This window comes from Pseudomonas sp. GL_093, from assembly GCF_057837605.1.
In genome coordinates this window covers 3320909-3340610 of sequence record NZ_CM174448.1, presented here as the reverse complement: position 1 = coordinate 3340610, position 19702 = coordinate 3320909, and the positions used below count along the sequence as shown (strand labels likewise).

Below are 19702 nucleotides of genomic sequence, written 5' to 3'. Positions count from 1 at the left end.
CAACGTTACCAACCCACACAAATCCAATATTTACTGGTTACATTTGGTGACCACAGACAAATAAGCCTGAAAATTATTTTTTCCAAACGGCTCTTTCTTTTTAAATTTTATAGCGTATACACTTTAAAAACCTTGCGACGACATCGCCAGTGACCATTCGAAAAAGAGGAACAATCCCTATGGCAAGAACACAAAAAATCGCCATCGTCGGTGCGGGTCTGGGCGGTGCCGCCGCTGCGACGCTGCTGCAACAAGCCGGGTTTGAGGTGGAGATCTACGAACAGGCACCGGAGTTTTCCCGCCTCGGTGCCGGGATTCACATGGGTCCCAACATCATGAAAATCTTCCGGCGCATGGGCATCGAGCAACAGCTCGACCTGATGGGTTCGCACCCGGATCACTGGTTCAGTCGTGACGGTTTGAGTGGCGATTACCTGTCACGCATCCCATTGGGAGATTTCGCTCGCAAGGAATACGGCGCGTCCTACATCACCGTGCACCGCGGCGACCTGCACGCCCTGCAGATGTCGACGATCAAACCCGGCACCGTGCACTTCAACAAACGCCTGGAAACCCTGGAAGAAACCGACAGCCAGGTGCGCCTGACCTTCAGCGATGGCGAAGTGACCTACGCCGACATCGTCATCGGCGCCGACGGCATCAATTCGAAGATTCGTGAAGAGTTGCTCGGCGCGGAAAAACCGCTGTACAGCGGCTGGGTGGCGCACCGCGCGCTGATCCGTGGCGATCAACTGGCCAAATACGACTTGAAGTTCGAAGACTGCATCAAGTGGTGGACCGAGGATCGGCACATGATGGTCTACTACACCACCGGCAAGCGCGACGAGTACTACTACGTGACCGGCGTGCCACACCCGGAGTGGGATTTCCAGGGTGCGTTCGTCGACAGCAGCCGCGAAGAAATGTTTGAGGCGTTCCAGGGGTATCACCCGACGGTCCAGGCGCTGATCGAATCCACCGAAAGCGTCACCAAATGGCCGTTGCGCAACCGCAACCCGTTGCCACTCTGGAGCCGTGGGCGACTGGTGCTGCTGGGCGACGCTTGCCACCCGATGAAGCCGCACATGGCCCAAGGCGCCGGCATGGCCATCGAAGACGCCGCGATGCTCACCCGCTGCCTGCAGGAAACCGGGCTCGGCGATTACCGCACCGCGTTCGAACTCTATGAAGCCAACCGCAAGGAACGCGCCTCCCGCGTGCAGTCCGTGTCCAACGCCAACACCTGGCTGCGCACCCAGGAAGATCCGGCCTGGGTTTACGGCTATGACCTGTACGCCCAGCCGTTGAAATCGGGGGTAGCCGCGTGAGTACGTTCATCCATGGCGGTAACATCCAGGCCAACGGCATTCGCCAGCACTACCTGCGCTATGGCGGTAATGGCCCGGCGCTGATTCTGATTCCCGGCATCACCAGCCCGGCGATCACCTGGGGGTTTGTCGCGGAACGACTCGGCGAGCATTTCGACACTTATGTGCTGGACGTTCGCGGTCGTGGCCTCTCCTCCACCGGGCCCGAGCTGGACTACAGCGCTGACGCCTGCGCCAACGACATCGGCGCTTTCGCACAGGCAATGAATCTGGATAGCTACCACTTGGTCGGTCATTCCATGGGCGCCCGATTTGCCGTGCGCAGCGCGGTGCGGCATCCGGTCGGGGTGAACCGTCTGGTATTGATCGATCCACCGGTGTCCGGCCCTGGTCGGCGCGAATACCCGAGCAAACTGCCGTGGTACGTCGATTCGATCCGCCAGTCCTTGATCGGGATGGATGCCGAGGCGATGCGCGCCTTCTGCGCCACCTGGACCGACGAGCAACTGCAACTGCGCGCCGAATGGCTGCACACCTGCTACGAGCCGGCGATCGTGCGGGCCTTCAACGATTTCCACGACGTGGATTTCCATCAGGACCTGCCGAAACTCCAGGTCCCGACGTTACTGATGATCGCCGGCCGTGGTGGTGTTATTCAGCTCGAGGACGAAGCGGAAATACTTGACCTGCAACCGAACATTCGCAGTGTCCACGTCGAAAACGCTGGGCACATGATTCCCTGGGATGACCTCGACGGCTTCTTCAGCGCCTTCGGTGATTTCCTTGGCCCACGCCTGAACTAATCGAATCCGGAGACTTATATGCTCACGCCTTACCGCATCGGCCAGATCGTGCCGAGCTCCAACACCACCATGGAAACCGAGATCCCGGCGATGCTCACCGCGCGTCAGTTGATCCGCCCGGAACGCTTCACCTTTCACTCCAGCCGCATGCGCATGAAGCAAGTGCGCAAGGAAGAGCTGGCGGCGATGGACGGCGAATCCGACCGCTGCGCCGTGGAATTGTCCGACGCCAAGGTCGACGTCTTGGGTTACGCGTGCCTGGTGGCGATCATGGCCATGGGTCTGGGTTATCACCGCAAATCCGAGCAACGGCTGCGCAAGGCCACCGCCGATAACGACGGCAACGCGCCGGTCATTACCAGCGCCGGCGCCTTGATCGAAGGCCTGAAAGTGCTGGGCGCCAAACGCATCGCTATCGTCGCGCCGTACATGAAACCCCTCACCGAACTGGTGGTGGATTACATCCGCGCAGAAGGTTTCGAAGTCGTGGACTGGCGCGCACTGGAAATTCCCGACAACCTCGCCGTGGCGCGTCACGATCCGGCGAATCTACCGGGCATCGTGGCCGGCATGAACCTGGAAGGCGTCGACGTGATCGTGCTCTCGGCCTGCGTGCAGATGCAGTCACTGCCCGTGGTGGCGCAAGTCGAAGCGCAAACCGGAAAACCGGTGCTCACCGCCGCCATTGCCACCACCTACGCCATGCTCAAGGCCCTGGACCTGGAACCGATTGTTCCCGGTGCGGGCGCCCTGCTCTCCGGCGCCTATTAGGAGGTGAGCGACATGAGTGAACAAACCGCCAACGACAACTATCAGGGCGTGTGGGGCCAGCGCATCGGTTTCGGCCAGAAAGCCGCATTGCTGATGATCGATTTCATGCGTGGCTACACCACTGAAGGGGCGCCGCTGTTCGCGCCCGGCGTGGTCAGTGCCGTGGCCGAAAGCGTTGAACTGTTGGCCAGCGCCCGTCGTCAGGGCATCCCGGTGGTGCACACCAATATCCGCTATCACCCCGGCCATTTCGCCGACGGTGGCATCTGGGTTAAAAAAGCCCCGGTGATGAAAGATATGGTCGAGGGCAATCCCTTGGCGGCGTTTTGCGAAGAGGTACTGCCCCAGGAAGATGAAGTGGTGATCAGCAAGCAATACGCCAGTGCCTTTTTCGGCAGCAGCCTGGCCTCGATGCTGCACGCCCAAGGCATCGACACCGTGGTGTTGGCCGGTTGCTCCACCAGCGGCTGCATTCGGGCGACAGCGGTGGACGCCGTACAACACGGTTTTCGCACCATCGTCGTGCGCGAGTGCGTCGGCGACCGGCATCCGGCGCCCCATGAAGCCAACTTGTTCGATATCGACAGCAAGTACGGCGATGTCGTCAGCAAGCAGGAGGCCATCGCACACTTCAAAAAAATGTAAGGCGTACCACAAGAACCGCGCCATTTAGAGCGCTGGTCTTCGATAAAAACTGAGGGTACGCCCTCAGTCTTCTGACACTGCCTTTGGACGTCGCTTGCTACAGCGCGCCAGAGCGCTGGAAAAAAGCGGCTGTATAAAAACCATAAGTCACCGCCAGGAGACACCCAATGCCCATTGCGAATGCAGCACCTGCGACCACGGTCGCCGACCCGATTCAAGCGCTTTACCACAAGATCACCTGGAAGCTGATCCCTTTCCTGTGCTTCTGCTACCTGGCCGCGTACCTCGACCGGATCAATATCGGCTTCGCCAAACTGCAGATGCTCGATCAACTGCACTTCAGCGAAACCGCCTTCGGCCTCGGTGCCGGACTGTTTTTTGTCGGCTACATCCTGTTCGAGGTGCCGAGCAACCTGGTGCTGGAGAAAGTCGGCGCCAAGATCTGGATCGCTCGCATCATGATCACCTGGGGCCTGCTGTCGGCCTGCACCATGCTCGTGACGTCCACCACTCAGTTCTACATCCTGCGCTTCTTGCTCGGCGCCGCCGAAGCAGGCTTTCTGCCAGGCGTTCTGTATTACCTGACGACCTGGTTTCCGACCTATCGACGGGGCCGCATCATCGCCTTGTTCATGATCGGCCTGCCGCTGTCCAGCGTCATTGGTGGCCCGCTGTCCGGCTGGGTCATGGGTTATTTCGATAACTTTGGCGGCCTGCATGGCTGGCAATGGCTGTTCCTCATCGAAGCGGTACCGAGTGTCATGCTGGGTGTGCTGACCTTCTGGGCCCTGCCCAACAACTATCGTCAGGCCAAATGGCTCAACGACGATGAAAAAAACCTGCTGGAGCAAGAACTGCGCGCCGATGAGGCCAGTGGCGGGGACAGCAAACACAGTTTTCGCGACGGCTTCTTCAACTTGAAGGTCTGGATGCTCGGCGGGATCGACTTCTCGATCCTGCTCAGTGCCTATGCCATGGGTTTCTGGATGCCGACCTTCATCCGCAATGCAGGCATCAGCGACACGTTCCACATCGGTGTACTCACGGCGCTGCCGAGCATCGCCGCGTTGTTGGGCATGCTGTTGATCGGCGCCAGCTCCGACAAACACCGCGAACGTCGCTGGCACATCATCGTGCCGTTTCTGGTGGGCGCAGCCGCCATGGCCAGTGCGCCGTTCTTCGTCCACAACGTGGTGGCGACCGTGGCACTGTTCGCCATCGCGTCGGCGGCGATCATCGGCGCAGTGCCGGTGTTCTTTAGTCTGCCGGCGACCTTCCTCAAAGGCACCGCGGCGGCCACTGGCTTCGCCCTCGCCTGCTCGTTGGCGAACATCGCCGGGCTGGTCAGCAATTCGCTGATGGGGGTCGCCATCGACGTCACTGGCAGCAGTGCCGGTGCGCTGTGGTTCTTTGCCGGCTGCCTGATTCTCAGCAGCTTTCTGGTGATCGCCTTGCCGGCCAAACTGGTCAACCGCTGACACGCCACTGTCCCTGTGGGAGCGAGCTTGCTCGCGATGGCGGACTAACATTCAGCAACGATGTTGAATGTGATGGCCCCATCGCGAGCAAGCTCGCTCCCACAGGGGGGTTGTGTTGATCCTTCAGCAGTCGAACAATTCAATGATCAGGTGAGTCCCCATGCAAGGTTTGATCAAACGCTGTGCCCTGCTTGTCGCTGCCGGCCTCTGCGCCGGCTCCCTGCAAGCGGCGGAAAAAGTCATCTTCGACACCGACTTCAACGTGCTCAACGATGATGGCCAGGCCTTCATCATGCTCGCCCAACTCCACGCCCAGAAACGCATCGACCTGCTCGGCATGACCCTGGTCAGCGGCAACGCCTGGGTCGACCAGGAACAGGTGGATGCCCTCAAGGCGGTAGAGCGCATGGGTGTGGAAAAGGACGTCGGCGTCTATTCCGGCGCGGCCTACCCGTTGCTTCATGACTTCGCCACCTACCCGCAGGAAAAAGCCCTGTTCGGGGCTGGTTGGCCGGGTGCTTTCAAGGCGCCGCGTCCGACTTCCGCCGCGCAACTGATCGCCCCGCCGGATGGCCTGGCGACCCACACCTCGTTGCGCAAGGAAACCGCCGCCCAGTTCATCGTCGACAGCGTGCGCGCCAATCCCCATGAGGTGACGTTGCTGGCGGTCGGGCCGCTGACCAACATCGCCCTGGCCATTCGCTCCGCCCCCGACATCGTGCCGTTGATCAAACGCATCGTGTACATGGGCGGGGCCATCGAGATTCCGGGCAACACCACACCGGCCGCCGAATTCAACTGGTGGTTCGACCCCGAGGCGGCGAAGATCGTCCTGCGCTCACCCATCGAACACGTCATTTTTCCCAACGATGTGTGCGAAAAGGTCACCTTCGACGCCTCGATCTACCAGCGCGTCATCGCCCGGCCGGGACCGATTGCCGATCTGTACAAACACGAATTCGCGCCGTTGTTCAGCAAAGACCCTGGCTATCACAGTTTTACCTGGGACAGCCTGCCGGCCCTGTTTCTGGTTGAGCCGGGCATCGTCACCGAATCCCGCGAGCTGTGGGTCGATGTCAATGCCCAGTTCGGTGCCGACTACGGTCGCGCCCTGGGTTACAAGAAAAGTCCCCCCGTGGGCACGCAAAAAGCCAAGGTGGTGTTTGCCATCGACCAGAAGCAGTTCTGGGATGATTATGTGAATCTTGTGACCTTGCCGACGCCGGTCAAAGGCAGCTGATGCCGCACCGCTCATGAAGAAGTGACAGCGTGCGGCGAACCCCTCACAGTGAGCGTGGTCGCACAGGTGAACCGCCGAACGTTGCTCAAGGGCCGAGCCGTCAGCGGTTCGGTCCCTTTTCTGTCGAGAACCCTTCATGCGCAGACTCCTCGCTTTATCCCTCTTGTTGCTGTTGCTCTCCCTGAACGCCTGCGCCCTGCTGCCCAATCGCGACCCGCTGAACATCAACGTGGTCGGCTTCGAGCCGTTGCAAAGCCAGGACATGGAAGTACGCTTTGCCGTGAAAATACGCGTGCAAAACCCCAACGAGACCACCATCAATTACAACGGCGTGGCCCTGGACCTGGAAGTCAACGGCCAACCACTTGCCTCCGGTGTCAGCGATCAATCGGGTTCGATTGCACGCTTTTCCGAAACCGTGCTGACCGTTCCGGTGAGTGTTTCGGCGTTCTCCGTGTTGCGCCAGACTCTGGGCCTGAGCAAAACCCAAACCTTCGATAACCTGCCCTACGTCCTGCATGGCAAACTCGCGGGCGGCTTGTTTGGCACGATGCGCTTCGTGGACAGTGGCAAACTCAGCCTGCCAACGTCGACGACCGGCACCTGGTGAGGGCAAGCCCGCTCCTACAAGGAACCCGACACCCATCAACTGTGGGAGCGAGCCTGCTCGCGATGACGGCGGCACATTCAACGCATTAGTTGCCTGGCCCACCGCTATCGCGAGCAGGCTCGCTCCCACAGTAGTTATGTGTTGAAACGGACGCCAGGTTTCGCCCGCTCATCCACCGTCAACTCAAACACGTCCGGGCGCGCGTAGTGCCCGACCACGTCGAAGTCGTAACGGGCGCGGACCAAGTCATCGGTGTCGATTTCGGCGGTGAGCAAACCGGCGCTGTCACGCAGCGGCCCCGCCAGAATGTCGCCCATCGGCCCGACGATCACGCTGCCACCGGCAATCAATGGCCGGTCCGCCGGCCAGTTGGCAATCTCCACGCCCAAGGCGTGCGGCGAATCCTGAACCTGACAGGCGCTGACCACAAAGCAGCGTCCTTCATGGGCGATATGGCGCATGCTCACCTGCCACATTTCCCGCTCGTCCACCGTTGGCGCGCACCAGACCTCCACGCCTTTGGCGTACATCGCGGTGCGCAGCAGCGGCATCATGTTTTCCCAACACACCACCGCACCGATCCGCCCAACCTGACTGTCGATCACCGGCAGCGTCGAGCCATCGCCTTTGCCCCAGATCAACCGCTCGGTGCCGGTGGGCATCAGTTTGCGGTGCTTGGCGACCAACCCGGCTTGCGGATCGAAATACAACGCGGTGCAGTACAAGGTGCTGCCGGCGCGTTCGATAACACCAATCACCAGGTTGGCGCCGGTGCGCGCAGACAGCCCGGCCAACGCTTCGGTTTCCGCGCCGGGCACGTCGATCGCATTGGCGAAATACCGGGCAAAGGCCTCACGCCCTTCCGGCAGTCGATAACCCAGCTGAGTACCGAACGCCTCGCCTTTTGGGTAACCGCCGAGCAACGCTTCCGGCATGACCACCAGCGCAGCGCCGGATTCGATAATCGCGTTTTCCCAGGCAAGGATCTGTTCCAGGGTCTCGGCTTTGCCGCCGGGCAAAGAGCCGATTTGCAGTGCAGCAACGATTGACTTGGGCATCGCAGTAACTCCGAAAGCAATGAGGTGTTGCTCATTCTCAGGCGCCACGGGATCATCAATAAAGCCCCATTCACTGCTGAATGATATGAACCAAATGAATATCGCCACCGTCGATCTCAACCTGCTGAAAGTCTTCGAAGCGCTGCATGAAGAGTCCAGCGCCAGCCGGGCCGCGTTGCGTCTGGGCGTGACGCAATCAGCCGTCAGCGCCGCACTGCGAAGGCTTCGCGAGGTGTATGGCGATCAGTTGTTCGTGCGCACCGGCCGCGGACTCGCGCCCACGCTCAAGGCCAACCAGTTGAAACCGGTGGTCAGCGATGCCCTGAACAAATGCCGGCAGAGCCTGGCGATGGTCGATCCGGCCGCCCACCATTACGACGGGCGCTCGGTGACCGTGGGTATGTCCGATGATTTCGAAATCGCTTATGGGCGCCGGCTGATCGAGGAGATCGCCCGCGTTGCGCCGAAGCTGCGGCTGATCTTTCGTCAGACCCACAGTCAGATCGTCGCGCAAGCGTTGATGGAGCGCAGCATCGATCTGGCGATCACCGCCGGTGGGTTTGCCGAGCGCTTGCTCAGCCGTCAGGTGTTGGGTGAAGGCGGTTATCTGTGCCTGGTGGACCCGCTCAGCCTGGCCGAGGGGCAGCAGACCCTCAGCCTTGATGAGTTCGTTGCCCGCGAACACATTCTGGTGTCGTCGGGCGGCTTTATCGGGATCACCGATGAGGGGCTGGCGGCGCTGGGGTTGAGTCGGCGGGTATGCGCTTCGACCACACACTTTGCCGCGTTGCCGCACTTGCTCAAGGGCAGTCAGGCCGTGGCGACCATTCCGGCCCATGCGGCGCAAAGCATTGCCTCACTCAGCGGACTGGCGCTGCTGCCCTGCCCTTTGGCGTTGCCGCGATACCCGATCGAACTGGGCTGGCGCACCAGTACACAGCTTGATCCGGTGGTGCTGAAAGTGCGGGAAGCGATTGTCGCGAGCTTCGCGAGCGCTACTTGGCAGCCATCAGGCGATTGACTTCACTGCGCACCATGTTCGCGAATTCCGGGGGCGACATGCCGTCAAGTTCGGCACGGACCCACTCGGCCCATTTGCCTTTGCGCTTGGCGCGTTCACCGAACAACCGTGCGGCCTCGCCCTTGGACTTGCCCAGGTTGCTTTGCCAGAGATCGAACAGACGGGATTTCTCATCTTCCAGCGCAGCGCGCTCGGCAAGGGGTTTGTCGGCCAGATTGAAGCTCATGGGGGATTACCTGCTGCGTAAAATAGGTGACATCTTACACTGTAGGAAGAAATGTCCGACTCAGGATTTTTCGTCAGGGTTGGGTCAACGCTAAAATCCACTGCAACTTTTTCGCTGACGGCAGACTCCACTGTTCACTGTCCATTTAACTGCAAGGAGTACCTCAATGGCCCGGAAAACCGCCGCACAAGTCGCCGAAGACCAGATCAAGGATCAAGCCTTCAGCGAACTTCAGGCTCTGATCGAAGAGTCGGAAAAGCTGCTCAAAAGCAGTGCCTCGCTCGTCGGAGAGGAAGCGGACACACTTCGTGGGCAGATCGCCCAGAAACTTCAACAGGCGCGGGACTCCGTCACCCGCGTTCGTGACCGGACCAAACCTGCGGTCGAAGCCACTGAAACCTACATCGGTGGTCATCCGTGGCAAACCGTGGCGATCTCTGCCGGTTTTGGCCTGGTAGTCGGGTTGTTGCTGGGTCGGCGTTAAGCGGTTTCGATAAAAAAGGCGAGCACTGAGCTCAATGCCAGTAAGTTAAGGCGCAGAACCTGTGGGAGCGAGCTTGCTCGCGATAGCGGACTCGCAGGCAACGTATGTGTTGAATGTAAGATCGCTATCGCGAGCAAGCTCGCTCCCACAAGGATAGCGGTGTTCAAATCCTTATCTGATCAGCATTAAGCAATGAACTCGCCTTTTTCATGCCCGGCTTTTATGCAGACTGAGAGTATGCAGGACTCAGAGCCCGGCCAATTCCCGCAAGCTCGCCAACGTCTGAGCATCGAGTTGGATGCCTTCGGTGCTGGACTTGGCGCGCTGTTGGTGACGTCGATCACCAGGCAAACGCTTGAGCCCTACCCCGTGCATCTGCCGGACCAGTTCCTGGCTGCGCTCGGCAAAGTTCTGCCCGGCCGCCTTGCTCGGGTCGATCACGATCAACAGTTGGCCAGTCCACGGCGTCTTGGCCCCCGGATGGTTCGACCAATCGAACTCGAAGGAAAAATTGCCGCCGGTCAATGCCGCTGCCAACAGCTCCACCATCATCGACAGCGCCGAACCTTTATGCCCGCCAAACGGCAGCAACGCGCCGCCCTCAAGAATCGCTTTCGGGTCCTGGGTCGGCTGGCCGAGACCGTCCACCCCCATGCCTGGCGGCAAACGCTCGCCCTTGCGTGCGGCGATCTGCACATCACCATGGGCAATGGCGCTGGTCGCCAGGTCGAAGACAATCGGATCGCCGTCAGCCCGAGGGGCGGCGAACGCAATCGGGTTGGTCCCGAACAGCGGACGATCGGCGCCGTGCGGCACCACGCAGGTCATGCTGTTGACCACGCTCAGCGCCACCAGGCCTTCATAGGCGAAGGGCTCGACATCCGGCCACAAGGCGGCGAAATGGTGGGAGTTACGAATCGCCAGCACCGCAATGCCAGCACTGCGGGCCTTCTCCACCAACAGTGCGCGCGCTGCCGCGAGGGCCGGCTGGGCGAAACCATTACCGGCGTCGACCCGGACAAAGCCCGAAGCCACGTCCTCGACCACCGGCACGGCCTGGCCATTGACCCAGCCGCTCTGGAGCGTCGACACGTAACCGGGAATGCGGAACACGCCATGACTATGGGCACCATCGCGTTCGGCGCCGGCGCAGTTGAGGGCCAGTGTCCTGGCGACATCGGCGGAGGTGCCATGGCGCTGAAAAATCTGCTCAAGCAAAAGAACGAGCGCGTCGAAATCGAGCGTTTGAGTGTTCGAACTGACGGCCACTTCGGGCGTTGCGGTCATCTGAAGCTCCAGTTTTATTATTGAGTACGGGCAACAGGGTGAAGCGAGGTTGCAGGGCAACCCAAAACAGTTGTCGATTAAGCGCTGTTCTACCGGCTTCCTGTCAAGTCTCGGCAGCCTGTTCGGCTCAAGCAATATGTACCGCACCTGAGCCTTCCACTGACCGTACTGTTTTTCCTCAATCCAACGACCGGCGATTACTCGCCGATAGCTGCACATCGAGGAAAAACCATGATTGCTCCCCCACTGCCGTATTTTTTCGACGAGGCAGAACTTGCATCCAATGCCAAACAGCCCGGCGATCGCGAGAAAGCGCTGTACTTCACACCTGATGACCTGAAGTGGTTGAAGGTTGTTTATCTGGCGACGCATGAAGTCCGTATCGCCAATAACAAGCCCATGCACGTCGATCAGCTGCTTTTAAGCGTGCCTGATGCACCCGGTATCCCCCTGGCCGGCGCATTTGCCATGAGCCGGCCCGACGATGGAGAAGTCACGCTCTACACACCGTGGAAAGGCCTGATCAAATTCGCGGACATGGACGACCTCAAAAGTAAGCTCAAGGAGTGGTTGGCACAGTCCACTGGGAAGCGTGAGTTATTGCGCTTTCTCTCCATCGAACAACGCAGCGCTTTACCCGCCGCCACTGCGCCAGACATTGCCACGCAAATAATCGCAGGTGCGGTGTTCCAGGACCAAGGGCTCACCCTCGAGCGCAATCAGGCTCAGAACATCCAGACCATGATGGGTGAGCTGGTCAAGCTGCCAACGCTGCAATCGATGCTGGACGAGACCCTCAAGAACGCGTTGTACAAACCGTTCCCCAAACTGGACCAGCGCCTTACCCGACTGAAGAGCTTTGTCAGGACGACTTCAGCCTTCGGCAAAGATTACCCACACACGCTTTCCTCGCATTTACTGAGCGATGCCCTGCTGCATTTCTACCTGACCAACGACTGGCCAACTGGCGATTCCAGAGTCTTTTCCAATCCCCAACACAGTGTGAGCAGCGACGCCGATAACCAGGCCTGGGAAAGCGCAGTCAAAGAGATCGCGCAAAGCTTTACCCCTCACTTGCAAAGCCTGCTCATGACGTTCTGGAACACACCGATGAGCAACGGACAGTCACGCTCGGCGTTTTTTGCCGAGGGTTTGCGCGATACCTTTCACGTGAAGCTTTTGCTTCAGCGTCAGCAAGGTGTTCTAACGACGCAGGAATACCTGCGACTGATGAATGTCAGCCTCGAACCTGAAACCGTCGATCCTCTTCGCATCGAAAAAGTGCGTGTCACCGCGCCCTTCAAGCGTTACGCGCAGCTGGCCTCGACCTTGATGATCGGCAGTCGCGAAACCCTGGGCTTTCTGTACACCCAGTCCAGAGGCATCGAGGCGACGAGCGATCTGCCCGCTGTCAGGAAAATCGTCCTGGAGATGATGAAAAGCGAAGGCCACGAAGACACGCTGTTCAACTTCATGTCTTTTGACGAACGCGGCACGTTTCTTTCATTGGAGCCGGATAAGCGCGTCATTGTCGGTGAACCGATCATCAGCCCGGTGTTTGAACAATTGATGGACGACATCCTTGGCAAACAACGGGAGAACCTGTCCCACGCGCTGCGTCGTTACCGTGAAAGCGAAGGTACACAGGATCCCCATGCCTTGATCGACAAGGCACTGGATGTCCGGGGACTGATCGACGATCGACTGCTGGCGGCCGATGCCGCAGGACGCTGGAGCACACATGCAGACCAGCGCTGGAGCGCGCAACCGGCCACCGTTCGTGCCGAGTCGGCCAAAGAGCAACTGGCCCGACTCGCCTCCGTTAAGGTGGCGCTCGACCAACTCCTCGAAAACCACCCGATCATTCCCGCAACCACCCGCACGATTGCCGAAGCGCAGCGTATCGTCAATTCGTCACTCGGGAGCCTGCAATCGAGTTTCACTCATGCCCTGTCAACGGCATTGCGCAGTGAATTGAAGCTGCACACCGTCATGCGCACCCTGGATTCGACGGAACAGGCGATCATCAAAACCGTGCTTGATACGCCGGTACGCTTGCAGCGAGCGGCATTGAACGGCTTTTTGCCGGACGTATTTTCCTTGGCGCTGAAGGCAGGCGACTCTGCTGACCCGTTGAAACTGGCCAGTTGTTTTGTGCTGACCGAACGAGGTGGCCTGGACCCGTTGCATTCGGGCAAGGCGATTCTGTGGACGCCTGCGTCGGGATTTGAAGCCTACAAGGCGTTGGCACCGCTGCTGACCGAGCTGGGGCGACGCCTCAAAGACGACGATGATCGCACCTCACTTCTGGAGAACCTTGGACGCAGCGAGCGATTGCCTGGCAAGCACTACACCCTCGCCCCACTACAGCGAATAGATCAGCATTTTCTCGATCAGGTGCAAAAGCCCTATGTCCAGCTGGACCAGGCGTGCGTCACCCGTGCGCTGGCCACAAAGCTCCCCGCGACGACCCTGGCCAGACTTCTGAAGCGGGTGGCTTTACGCCAACCGATGACCGGGTTAGACCGCGCGACGGACATTGCCCAATCCCTGACCACTCAGCAAAAACTGCCGGCATGGCTGGCCAAAGCGTCCATCAAAGATCAGATATTGCATGGGGAGTTGCTTCAGCAATACCTCAACAACGTCACCGACGACCAGGACTACCTCACCGGCATACGCTCCCTGGCGCGCACGGCTCACCATGCACTTGAACAACAACTCAAGGCCGATAAGTTCGACATCGATCCGGACAAGGTCCAGATCCTGATCAGCGCACGGCCGAGGTCTGCGGCCAGCATCCAAACCTTGACCGACTTTGCATTGACCCACTTCAAGAATCTGGACATAACCCATTTCAGTCGGGTGTCGCTGGATAGCACCGTGATTCCCGAGGAGATGGACCAAAGCTACATCAGAGACCTGATACGAAACTTGAAGCTGGGCGAACATCAACAGAAAACATTGAACGAAGCCTTTGCAGACACCCAGGCAAACGCAGCGGACCGCAGGAAGCGGTTTTACACGCAATTACCCTGGCAGCTGATGCATTACGCCCACACGGAAAAACTGCAGGAGCGCCTGAGCGAGACGGGGTTTGATCTGATACGCCAAGTCATGGACATGCCTGACGCTATCGCCCGCGCGGCAGTCGATGGTGCCCACGCGATCATCCGCCCACTTGAATTCCTGGGCATCAAGAGTGAACAGGCGATCAAAGTGCCAGGCATCTATCTGATTGGCTCATCGGTCGATAGCACCGCACCACAGGTCCTTGTCGCGCCTCACAGCCCTCGGCACGGGGTGAAAGAATACAAGAATGAAACACAACTGCTGGCTGAACTGAAGACCCGCGGCGGTCTGTTCGACTGGGTACTGATGAACCTCCCGCAGCCTGATCGGATACTGCTTGAGTACAGGATGGCGACCTCCAGTAACCGCCTCCCCGAAGTGACGCTGGCGTCCAGTCCGATCAAGGGGAATCTGTTCAAACACTTGTTCAACGACAACGTCGAGTTATTAGTCCGATTGCTCGGTTGTCAGACCGATGACAACAAGCAGGCTGAATGGGCAACCATCAAGCATGTGCTGGGTGAGGATTTGCAGGAGGCATTTACGTTCTTGACGGGCAAGCTTGCCTACCCGATCACGGTGTGGCGCAGTTACCAAGACTTCAAGCAGTCCGCCGAAGACCTTCAAACGCACAAATGGGGGACGGCGATAAAGGAGTTCATCAGCGGCATTGCACAACTGGCCACGTTGCGACAATCGCTGGAAGCGCAAGCGAAGCCATCTTCTACGCCAAGTGCACCTGCGCCAGAAACGCCCGATACCCGGTTCAAATGGCAGAACGTTGCCATTACAGCCCCCGAACGTACGCAGTTGAAGCGTCATGAAAGCATCGACGTCGATCTGAGTTCGCTCACATTAAACTCAAGTCTTGGGCTCTATACCCATCCGACGACAAAAAAAACCTACGCACCGGTTGAAGGAAAGGTATATCCGGTCGCAAAGCTCGGCACACGCTGGCGCATCGCCGACACACACATTCGCGGTCCTCGGCTGATTCAGAACGCCTCGAAACAATGGGTTCTGGATAGGGAAACGCCAGCGCCCCGTTTCAGCATCGGCAATCGGTTGCGCACCGCCTATTCGGTTTGGGAGGGCATGAACATCGATGCCAATGGAATGCCCGAAATCCGTCGACTGTTTCCGCAAAAGGCCCGTCAGATTGTCGAAGCGTTGGACCTGGCAACCACCTATGCCTGGAACTGCTTTCAAAACCTGCAATTGCTGAAGTCTTCCGACAACACGGTTACCCCCGTGCATCAACTCATCATGGATTTTATTGACGTACCGCAAGTGCAGTCCGCGCATGTGGAGCAGCTTGAAAAAGTCTTGGGCGACATGTTTGCGGCCTTGTTGGACCCCTCACTCAGAAAGCCGAAGACCAATCGTTTTGCAATCGGCAGGCTGCTCAGTGGCGCGGCAACTACATTCGGCTTCACCGTTCCAACGGATGCAAAGCGGAAAATTTATCTGGCAGAAAAGTTCTTCGACACCGGTTTCGACTTCTACCGCAAACATCTTTCCGACTCTGCCTTCCCTATCAACACCCATGCTCGAGCTGCAACCCTTATTCATGAGCTTTCCCATCTCGTCTGCAAAACCGAAGACATTGCTTACCTCGATTCCAGCAGACCATTTTCCCATCTGATTAAAACGACCAGCGCAACCGCCAGTAACCTCAAGAACACATTGACCACGCTTCAGGACACCGCACTTTCGATCAAGACCCCCCTTACTCAATTGTTCATGACCGAGGATCCTGATACCGGTGTGTGGGAGGATCCGGGCAGCACTTCATATGAAAATACTGATCGGGTAAAAAAACATATATTGACCTTGACCGGCGGAGAAAACCTGAGCGGTGCCCGCAACATTTTCAAGAGAGATCCACTGGTCAGACTCAAGGTGCAACTCGGCAACGCCGACAGCGTTGCATGGCTGATCACTCATCTGGGGCGCCAATTGCACACCAGCACCCCGTGAATCAAAAAATAAGTGCCCGTTTGATGGGTAATTGCCATGACGGTTGTTCTCGCAGACTTCCTCACAAGGTTAGAATGCAGGAAATCAGGATGAGTCAATGACCGACAACCCTCTCTCACAAGCCGAATATGACGCTGTCACCGATGCCGCTGCGCATTGGTGCATGCGTCTGCACGCCAACGATTGCACTGCTGAAGAGCGGCTGGCGTTCGAGCAATGGCATGACGCTCATCCGCTTCACGCGTTCGAGTACGAGGCCATGCTGGAGATCTGGGATGTCGCGGGTGACCTGCCGCGTCCAGAAACCGTGGTCCCGATGGTCCGCGCCAAACCTGCTACGCCTTGGCGCACCTTCGGTATCGCCGCCGCGGTTTGCGCCATGGCATTGCCGTTGGCGGCCTATAGCGGCTGGAACCTGGGTTGGCTACCCAATTCCTACCAACATTTCGAGGCGAACGACAATGTCCGCCAGGTCACCCTGAGCGATGGCAGTCAGGTGGAACTGAACCTGGGCAGTGAGTTGACGTTCAGCAACTACAAGGATCAGCGTCGGATCACGCTGGAAAAAGGCGAAGCCTTCTTCAGCGTCAGTCACGACACTCGACACCCCTTCATTGTCAAAGCAGCCGAAGGCAGGATTCGGGTCACCGGAACCAAATTCAACGTCTGGATGTATGAAGATCAGGTACGCGTGAACCTGATCGAAGGTTCGGTGCTGGTCAGCAGCAATGATGCCCTGACGGGAGACGGCTTGCGGCTTGCGCCCGCGATGCAGGCGAGCTTCAGACGCGGCGACTTCACTCCCCGGATCAGTCAGACCTACGACAATGACAACTCACTGGCGTGGCGCAGCGGAAAACTGGTGCTCGATGATCTGGCGCTGACCGACGCACTGCCATTGATCAATCGTTACTTGAGCAAACCGGTGATGGTGGCCGACAACAGTACCGGCTCGATTCGTATCGGCGGCATCTACAACATCAAAGAGCTCAACAACCTGGTGGCGTCCCTGCCCAAGGTATTGCCGGTCTACCTGACCCGCAACAAAGATGGCAATCCGGTCCTTAATTCCATTCCGCAACAAGCCCCAAAAAGCTGAAGGCCGCGACCCTTGCGGGTGCGGCCTTCATTCCTGGTTCAAGCATCTTCAGCGTTACTGTGCGGCCACCTTCCCGGCTTTTTCATCCTGCTCGCGAATTGTCTGAACCTGGTACTGCGGATCGGACGTGATCTGCTGTTCGGTGAACGGCAACACACTCAACTGCTTCCTGGAAAATTCCAGGGTCTGGTCTCTGGAGTACCGGGAGGCCGGGTCACTGGATAGCGAGAACGCCAACAGGCCCCGGGCCTGCGGTCCCTTGTCATCGAAAGTCACCACCTGCAAATAGCTCGTACCGCTGACAACTTCGAGTTTACCGTCGGTTCTCGGCACGCTCTGAATGGCGTTATAAACGCCAAGAGTGCCAGGTCCACCGTGAATCGGTGTCTGCTGGCCACCGCTGCTGACCACTTGAATATCGCCCCAGCGGCTATCAGCCTTGAGCCCCATTTTGTTGACCTGCGCTACCGACGCCAGCATCGCTTCGCGAACCGCCTTTGCGACGTCCAGACGATCGACTGCCAGGCCACGGGGGGTGTGTTGCGGGTCTTTCGGATCGAACGCCACACGCCACAGATCAGGCGTTTGCTGCAGCGACACCATGACATTCTGGAAATGCACAAACCCCAGGCCACTGTCCAGATTCGCACTGCGATCCCAAACCTTGAGACTGGCACACAGCGGCGCGAGCGCTGGCGCATCGGAACCCAGGGCCGCCGCACAGAACTGCAGCAGGTCCGGCATCACTTGAGCTGCCTGATACACCTGGTCGTCCATCACCATGTGTTGCAGATCCGCCGCTGCTATTGGGCCGGCCTTGTTCAACGTATTCAGGCGATCCAGTGCAAAGCGTGAGCGCAGCCCCAATGGCTGGTCGTCCTGGCTGATCAGTGGCGAAAAACCGGTGAGCGGTTGCGCCGGGTTGGCCATCCAGGCCGAATCGTTGGAGTGCTGCACAAAATCCTTGCGCAACAGCTGCGGCAACTTGTCTGCCGCATAAATACCTTTTTGCGCAGCCTGCGGGTCGATGTCCCAGGCACAAGCACTATTGGAACCGTCGAGGACGATCATCTGCAACCCGGCCCGCGGATCACTGCATTTGGCCAGTTTGTCGGCACTGACGTTCGGCACGACCGAGAGGTTCATGTACAGCGTCTGCCCCTGATCATCCGTCGCCAGGGTGTTGACCCACGGGATCCCCTGGATCTTGTGCACCGAGGCCTGCAACTCTTTGAGGCTGACCGCGCGGTTCATTGCATACCACTGCTGCAAGACCCGGTCGTTGTCCAGATTGGCGTCGCGCAGGCTGTAGGCGAACTGGTTGTCCCAGTCGAGTTTTCCGGGCCATTGCACGATCGGGCCGAACTGCGAGCTGTAGACCACATGAGAAACCGGTCTGGTCTGGCCATCCGGTTGTTTCACGTTCACTGTCAGGGTCTGTTTCTTCATCGGCAATGACGTGCCGTCGAGCAGATAACGGGTTGAATCCTTGGGATCGAGTTGCAGGCGATACAAGGTGAAATGCTTGGACGAGTCCACGGTGTGGGTCCACGCCAGGTGCTGGTTGAAACCGATGTTGATCATCGGCAGCCCTGGCAGCGCCGCGCCCATGACGTCCAGTTTGCCGGGAATGGTCAGGTGCATTTGATAGAAACGCATCCCGCCTACCCAAGGGAAATGCGGATTGGCCAGCAACATTCCCCGGCCGTTGAAAGAACGTTCACTGCCGACTGCCACGGCATTGCTGCCGCGATCCAGGGCAAAACGCTGCATGCGCGAGGCAGCCACCTGGAACGACACGGGGTCGCCTGCCACATGAGTAACGGCCTTGGGGGGCGCCGCGCCGGCCAAGGCTTCGGCAAACTGCCCTACTCCGCCTTCGACCAACAGACGTCGCGTTAACTTGACCAGATCCTGGGCGGTAATCTCGCGCACCCAGTCGCCCTGACACTGCGGCGGCAAAACCTGCGCCCGACGCTCTGTCAGCGAACGGTTGTAGCCCGCCACATACCCTTCGATGAGATCGCGCACCGGTGGGGTTTGCGCCTGCCAGAAACCCTCGACGGCCTGTGGCGTGTTCAGCCAATTGAAAAACAGATCGCTGACCCGGTTTTCGCGTTCTTCGACGGTGAACTGATCCGGGCCGAAATAGCGTGAACGTTCGCCGTTCACGGTGGTGATCTCATTGGCCAGCAGGCACAGGTTGTCCTGAGCGTAGGCGTAACCAATGCCATAACCGAGCCCGCGCTCGTTGTCGGCACGGATATGCGGCACACCGAAACTGGTCCGGCGAATGTCGGCACTCGCCTGCTCCGGCTGACTGCGGGCGTTTGCCGCAAGACTCAAGCCCACCAACACGCCTGCAAGGCTCAACCGGGTTAACTGCCTGGAAATAATCACGCTCGCTCCTGATCGAAAAGACAAACACCCTGCGTCATACACGCACTGCGCCTTCCCCTAGGAACGAAACAAATGACAAAAATTTAGCCCCTGAAACGCGCTTTTCACGGGAATCTCACAGGCCGCTGACGTGATGGCGACAAAATTTCTACATTCGGGGCTTCATTATTTGCCCTGCTCGTACGTCTTATTGAATGAGA

Annotated in this window: 15 protein-coding genes; 11 read left to right on the top strand and 4 right to left on the bottom strand. The window is 58.7% G+C overall.

The genetic code is table 11. The features are described 5' to 3' along the window. The first annotated feature begins 179 nt into the window (after window positions 1–179). The 7 genes from AC3IUE_RS15460 to AC3IUE_RS15430 all read left to right on the top strand — a co-directional run bounded on the left by AC3IUE_RS15460 (window position 180) and on the right by AC3IUE_RS15430 (window position 6875). Entirely contained in the window at window positions 180–1328 is a 1149-nt protein-coding gene (locus AC3IUE_RS15460; protein ID WP_489268553.1) for an FAD-dependent monooxygenase, read from the top strand. Beyond that, window positions 1325–2131: an alpha/beta fold hydrolase gene (locus AC3IUE_RS15455; protein ID WP_489268551.1), complete on the top strand. Its 807-nt coding sequence runs from the start codon at window positions 1325–1327 to the stop codon at window positions 2129–2131. Before AC3IUE_RS15460 ends, AC3IUE_RS15455 begins: the two co-directional genes overlap by 4 nt. Before the next feature lie 18 nt (window positions 2132–2149). Beyond that, window positions 2150–2902, top strand: a complete 753-nt coding sequence (locus AC3IUE_RS15450) for a maleate cis-trans isomerase family protein (RefSeq protein ID WP_008149891.1) — start codon at window positions 2150–2152, stop codon at window positions 2900–2902. A 12-nt stretch (window positions 2903–2914) separates the two neighbouring features. Further along, complete coding sequence (locus tag AC3IUE_RS15445; RefSeq protein ID WP_489268549.1) at window positions 2915–3547, top strand: N-carbamoylsarcosine amidohydrolase; 633 nt, start codon at window positions 2915–2917, stop codon at window positions 3545–3547. A gap of 167 nt (window positions 3548–3714) precedes the next feature. Further along, window positions 3715–5025: an MFS transporter gene (locus AC3IUE_RS15440; protein ID WP_056739956.1), complete on the top strand. Its 1311-nt coding sequence runs from the start codon at window positions 3715–3717 to the stop codon at window positions 5023–5025. Between the two features lie 160 nt (window positions 5026–5185). Continuing rightward, window positions 5186–6265 (top strand): nucleoside hydrolase, encoded by a 1080-nt coding sequence (locus AC3IUE_RS15435; RefSeq protein WP_489268547.1) that lies wholly within the window; start codon window positions 5186–5188, stop codon window positions 6263–6265. 136 nt (window positions 6266–6401) lie between these two features. After that, window positions 6402–6875, top strand: coding sequence for an LEA/WHy family protein (locus AC3IUE_RS15430; protein ID WP_489268545.1), 474 nt, complete (start codon window positions 6402–6404; stop codon window positions 6873–6875). A 134-nt stretch (window positions 6876–7009) separates the two neighbouring features. Here the strand turns inward: AC3IUE_RS15430 and AC3IUE_RS15425 are convergent, their stop codons facing one another. After that, window positions 7010–7933: a carbon-nitrogen hydrolase family protein gene (locus tag AC3IUE_RS15425; protein WP_489268543.1), complete on the bottom strand. Its 924-nt coding sequence runs from the start codon at window positions 7931–7933 to the stop codon at window positions 7010–7012. An 85-nt stretch (window positions 7934–8018) separates the two neighbouring features. On the opposite strand from AC3IUE_RS15425, the gene AC3IUE_RS15420 reads away from it, so the two are divergent. After that, complete coding sequence (locus AC3IUE_RS15420; RefSeq protein ID WP_489268541.1) at window positions 8019–8954, top strand: LysR family transcriptional regulator; 936 nt, start codon at window positions 8019–8021, stop codon at window positions 8952–8954. On the opposite strand, the gene AC3IUE_RS15415 is transcribed toward AC3IUE_RS15420, so the two are convergent. Next, the gene (locus AC3IUE_RS15415) at window positions 8929–9180 is read right to left on the bottom strand and encodes a hypothetical protein (RefSeq protein ID WP_008155229.1); all 252 of its coding nucleotides are present in this window, start codon (window positions 9178–9180) and stop codon (window positions 8929–8931) included. The two genes, AC3IUE_RS15420 and AC3IUE_RS15415, sit on opposite strands and share 26 nt — an antisense overlap. Before the next feature lie 166 nt (window positions 9181–9346). Here AC3IUE_RS15415 and AC3IUE_RS15410 point away from each other — a divergent pair, with 166 nt between their 5' ends. Beyond that, a complete protein-coding gene (locus AC3IUE_RS15410) occupies window positions 9347–9664 on the top strand; it encodes an ElaB/YgaM/YqjD family protein (RefSeq protein WP_056739945.1) in 318 nt (105 codons plus the stop codon). A 246-nt stretch (window positions 9665–9910) separates the two neighbouring features. Here AC3IUE_RS15410 and AC3IUE_RS15405 read toward each other — a convergent pair whose 3' ends face one another. Continuing rightward, a complete protein-coding gene (locus AC3IUE_RS15405) occupies window positions 9911–10951 on the bottom strand; it encodes an Ldh family oxidoreductase (protein ID WP_489268538.1) in 1041 nt (346 codons plus the stop codon). 231 nt (window positions 10952–11182) lie between these two features. Between AC3IUE_RS15405 and AC3IUE_RS15400 the strand changes: the two genes are divergently transcribed. Both AC3IUE_RS15400 and AC3IUE_RS15395 read left to right on the top strand, forming a co-directional pair. Further along, the gene (locus tag AC3IUE_RS15400; protein ID WP_489268536.1) at window positions 11183–16003 is read left to right on the top strand and encodes a dermonecrotic toxin domain-containing protein; all 4821 of its coding nucleotides are present in this window, start codon (window positions 11183–11185) and stop codon (window positions 16001–16003) included. Between the two features lie 97 nt (window positions 16004–16100). Continuing rightward, the gene (locus AC3IUE_RS15395) at window positions 16101–17102 is read left to right on the top strand and encodes a FecR family protein (protein ID WP_489268534.1); all 1002 of its coding nucleotides are present in this window, start codon (window positions 16101–16103) and stop codon (window positions 17100–17102) included. A 54-nt stretch (window positions 17103–17156) separates the two neighbouring features. On the opposite strand, the gene pvdQ is transcribed toward AC3IUE_RS15395, so the two are convergent. Continuing rightward, entirely contained in the window at window positions 17157–19502 is a 2346-nt protein-coding gene (gene pvdQ / locus AC3IUE_RS15390; protein ID WP_489268532.1) for a bifunctional acylase PvdQ, read from the bottom strand. Between the last annotated feature and the right edge of the window lie 200 nt (window positions 19503–19702).

Excerpts from the sequence above, each read along its gene's own strand:
- AC3IUE_RS15405 (WP_489268538.1), bottom strand. The coding sequence starts at position 10,951 with ATGACCGCAACGCCCGAAGTGGCCGTCAGTTCGAACACTCAAACGCTC.
- AC3IUE_RS15410 (WP_056739945.1), top strand. The coding sequence starts at position 9,347 with ATGGCCCGGAAAACCGCCGCACAAGTCGCCGAAGACCAGATCAAGGAT.
- AC3IUE_RS15400 (WP_489268536.1), top strand. The coding sequence starts at position 11,183 with ATGATTGCTCCCCCACTGCCGTATTTTTTCGACGAGGCAGAACTTGCA.
- AC3IUE_RS15450 (WP_008149891.1), top strand. The coding sequence starts at position 2,150 with ATGCTCACGCCTTACCGCATCGGCCAGATCGTGCCGAGCTCCAACACC.
- AC3IUE_RS15440 (WP_056739956.1), top strand. The coding sequence starts at position 3,715 with ATGCCCATTGCGAATGCAGCACCTGCGACCACGGTCGCCGACCCGATT.
- AC3IUE_RS15395 (WP_489268534.1), top strand. The coding sequence starts at position 16,101 with ATGACCGACAACCCTCTCTCACAAGCCGAATATGACGCTGTCACCGAT.
- AC3IUE_RS15445 (WP_489268549.1), top strand. The coding sequence starts at position 2,915 with ATGAGTGAACAAACCGCCAACGACAACTATCAGGGCGTGTGGGGCCAG.
- AC3IUE_RS15420 (WP_489268541.1), top strand. The coding sequence starts at position 8,019 with ATGAACCAAATGAATATCGCCACCGTCGATCTCAACCTGCTGAAAGTC.
- AC3IUE_RS15430 (WP_489268545.1), top strand. The coding sequence starts at position 6,402 with ATGCGCAGACTCCTCGCTTTATCCCTCTTGTTGCTGTTGCTCTCCCTG.
- AC3IUE_RS15460 (WP_489268553.1), top strand. The coding sequence starts at position 180 with ATGGCAAGAACACAAAAAATCGCCATCGTCGGTGCGGGTCTGGGCGGT.
- AC3IUE_RS15435 (WP_489268547.1), top strand. The coding sequence starts at position 5,186 with ATGCAAGGTTTGATCAAACGCTGTGCCCTGCTTGTCGCTGCCGGCCTC.
- AC3IUE_RS15415 (WP_008155229.1), bottom strand. The coding sequence starts at position 9,180 with ATGAGCTTCAATCTGGCCGACAAACCCCTTGCCGAGCGCGCTGCGCTG.
- AC3IUE_RS15425 (WP_489268543.1), bottom strand. The coding sequence starts at position 7,933 with ATGCCCAAGTCAATCGTTGCTGCACTGCAAATCGGCTCTTTGCCCGGC.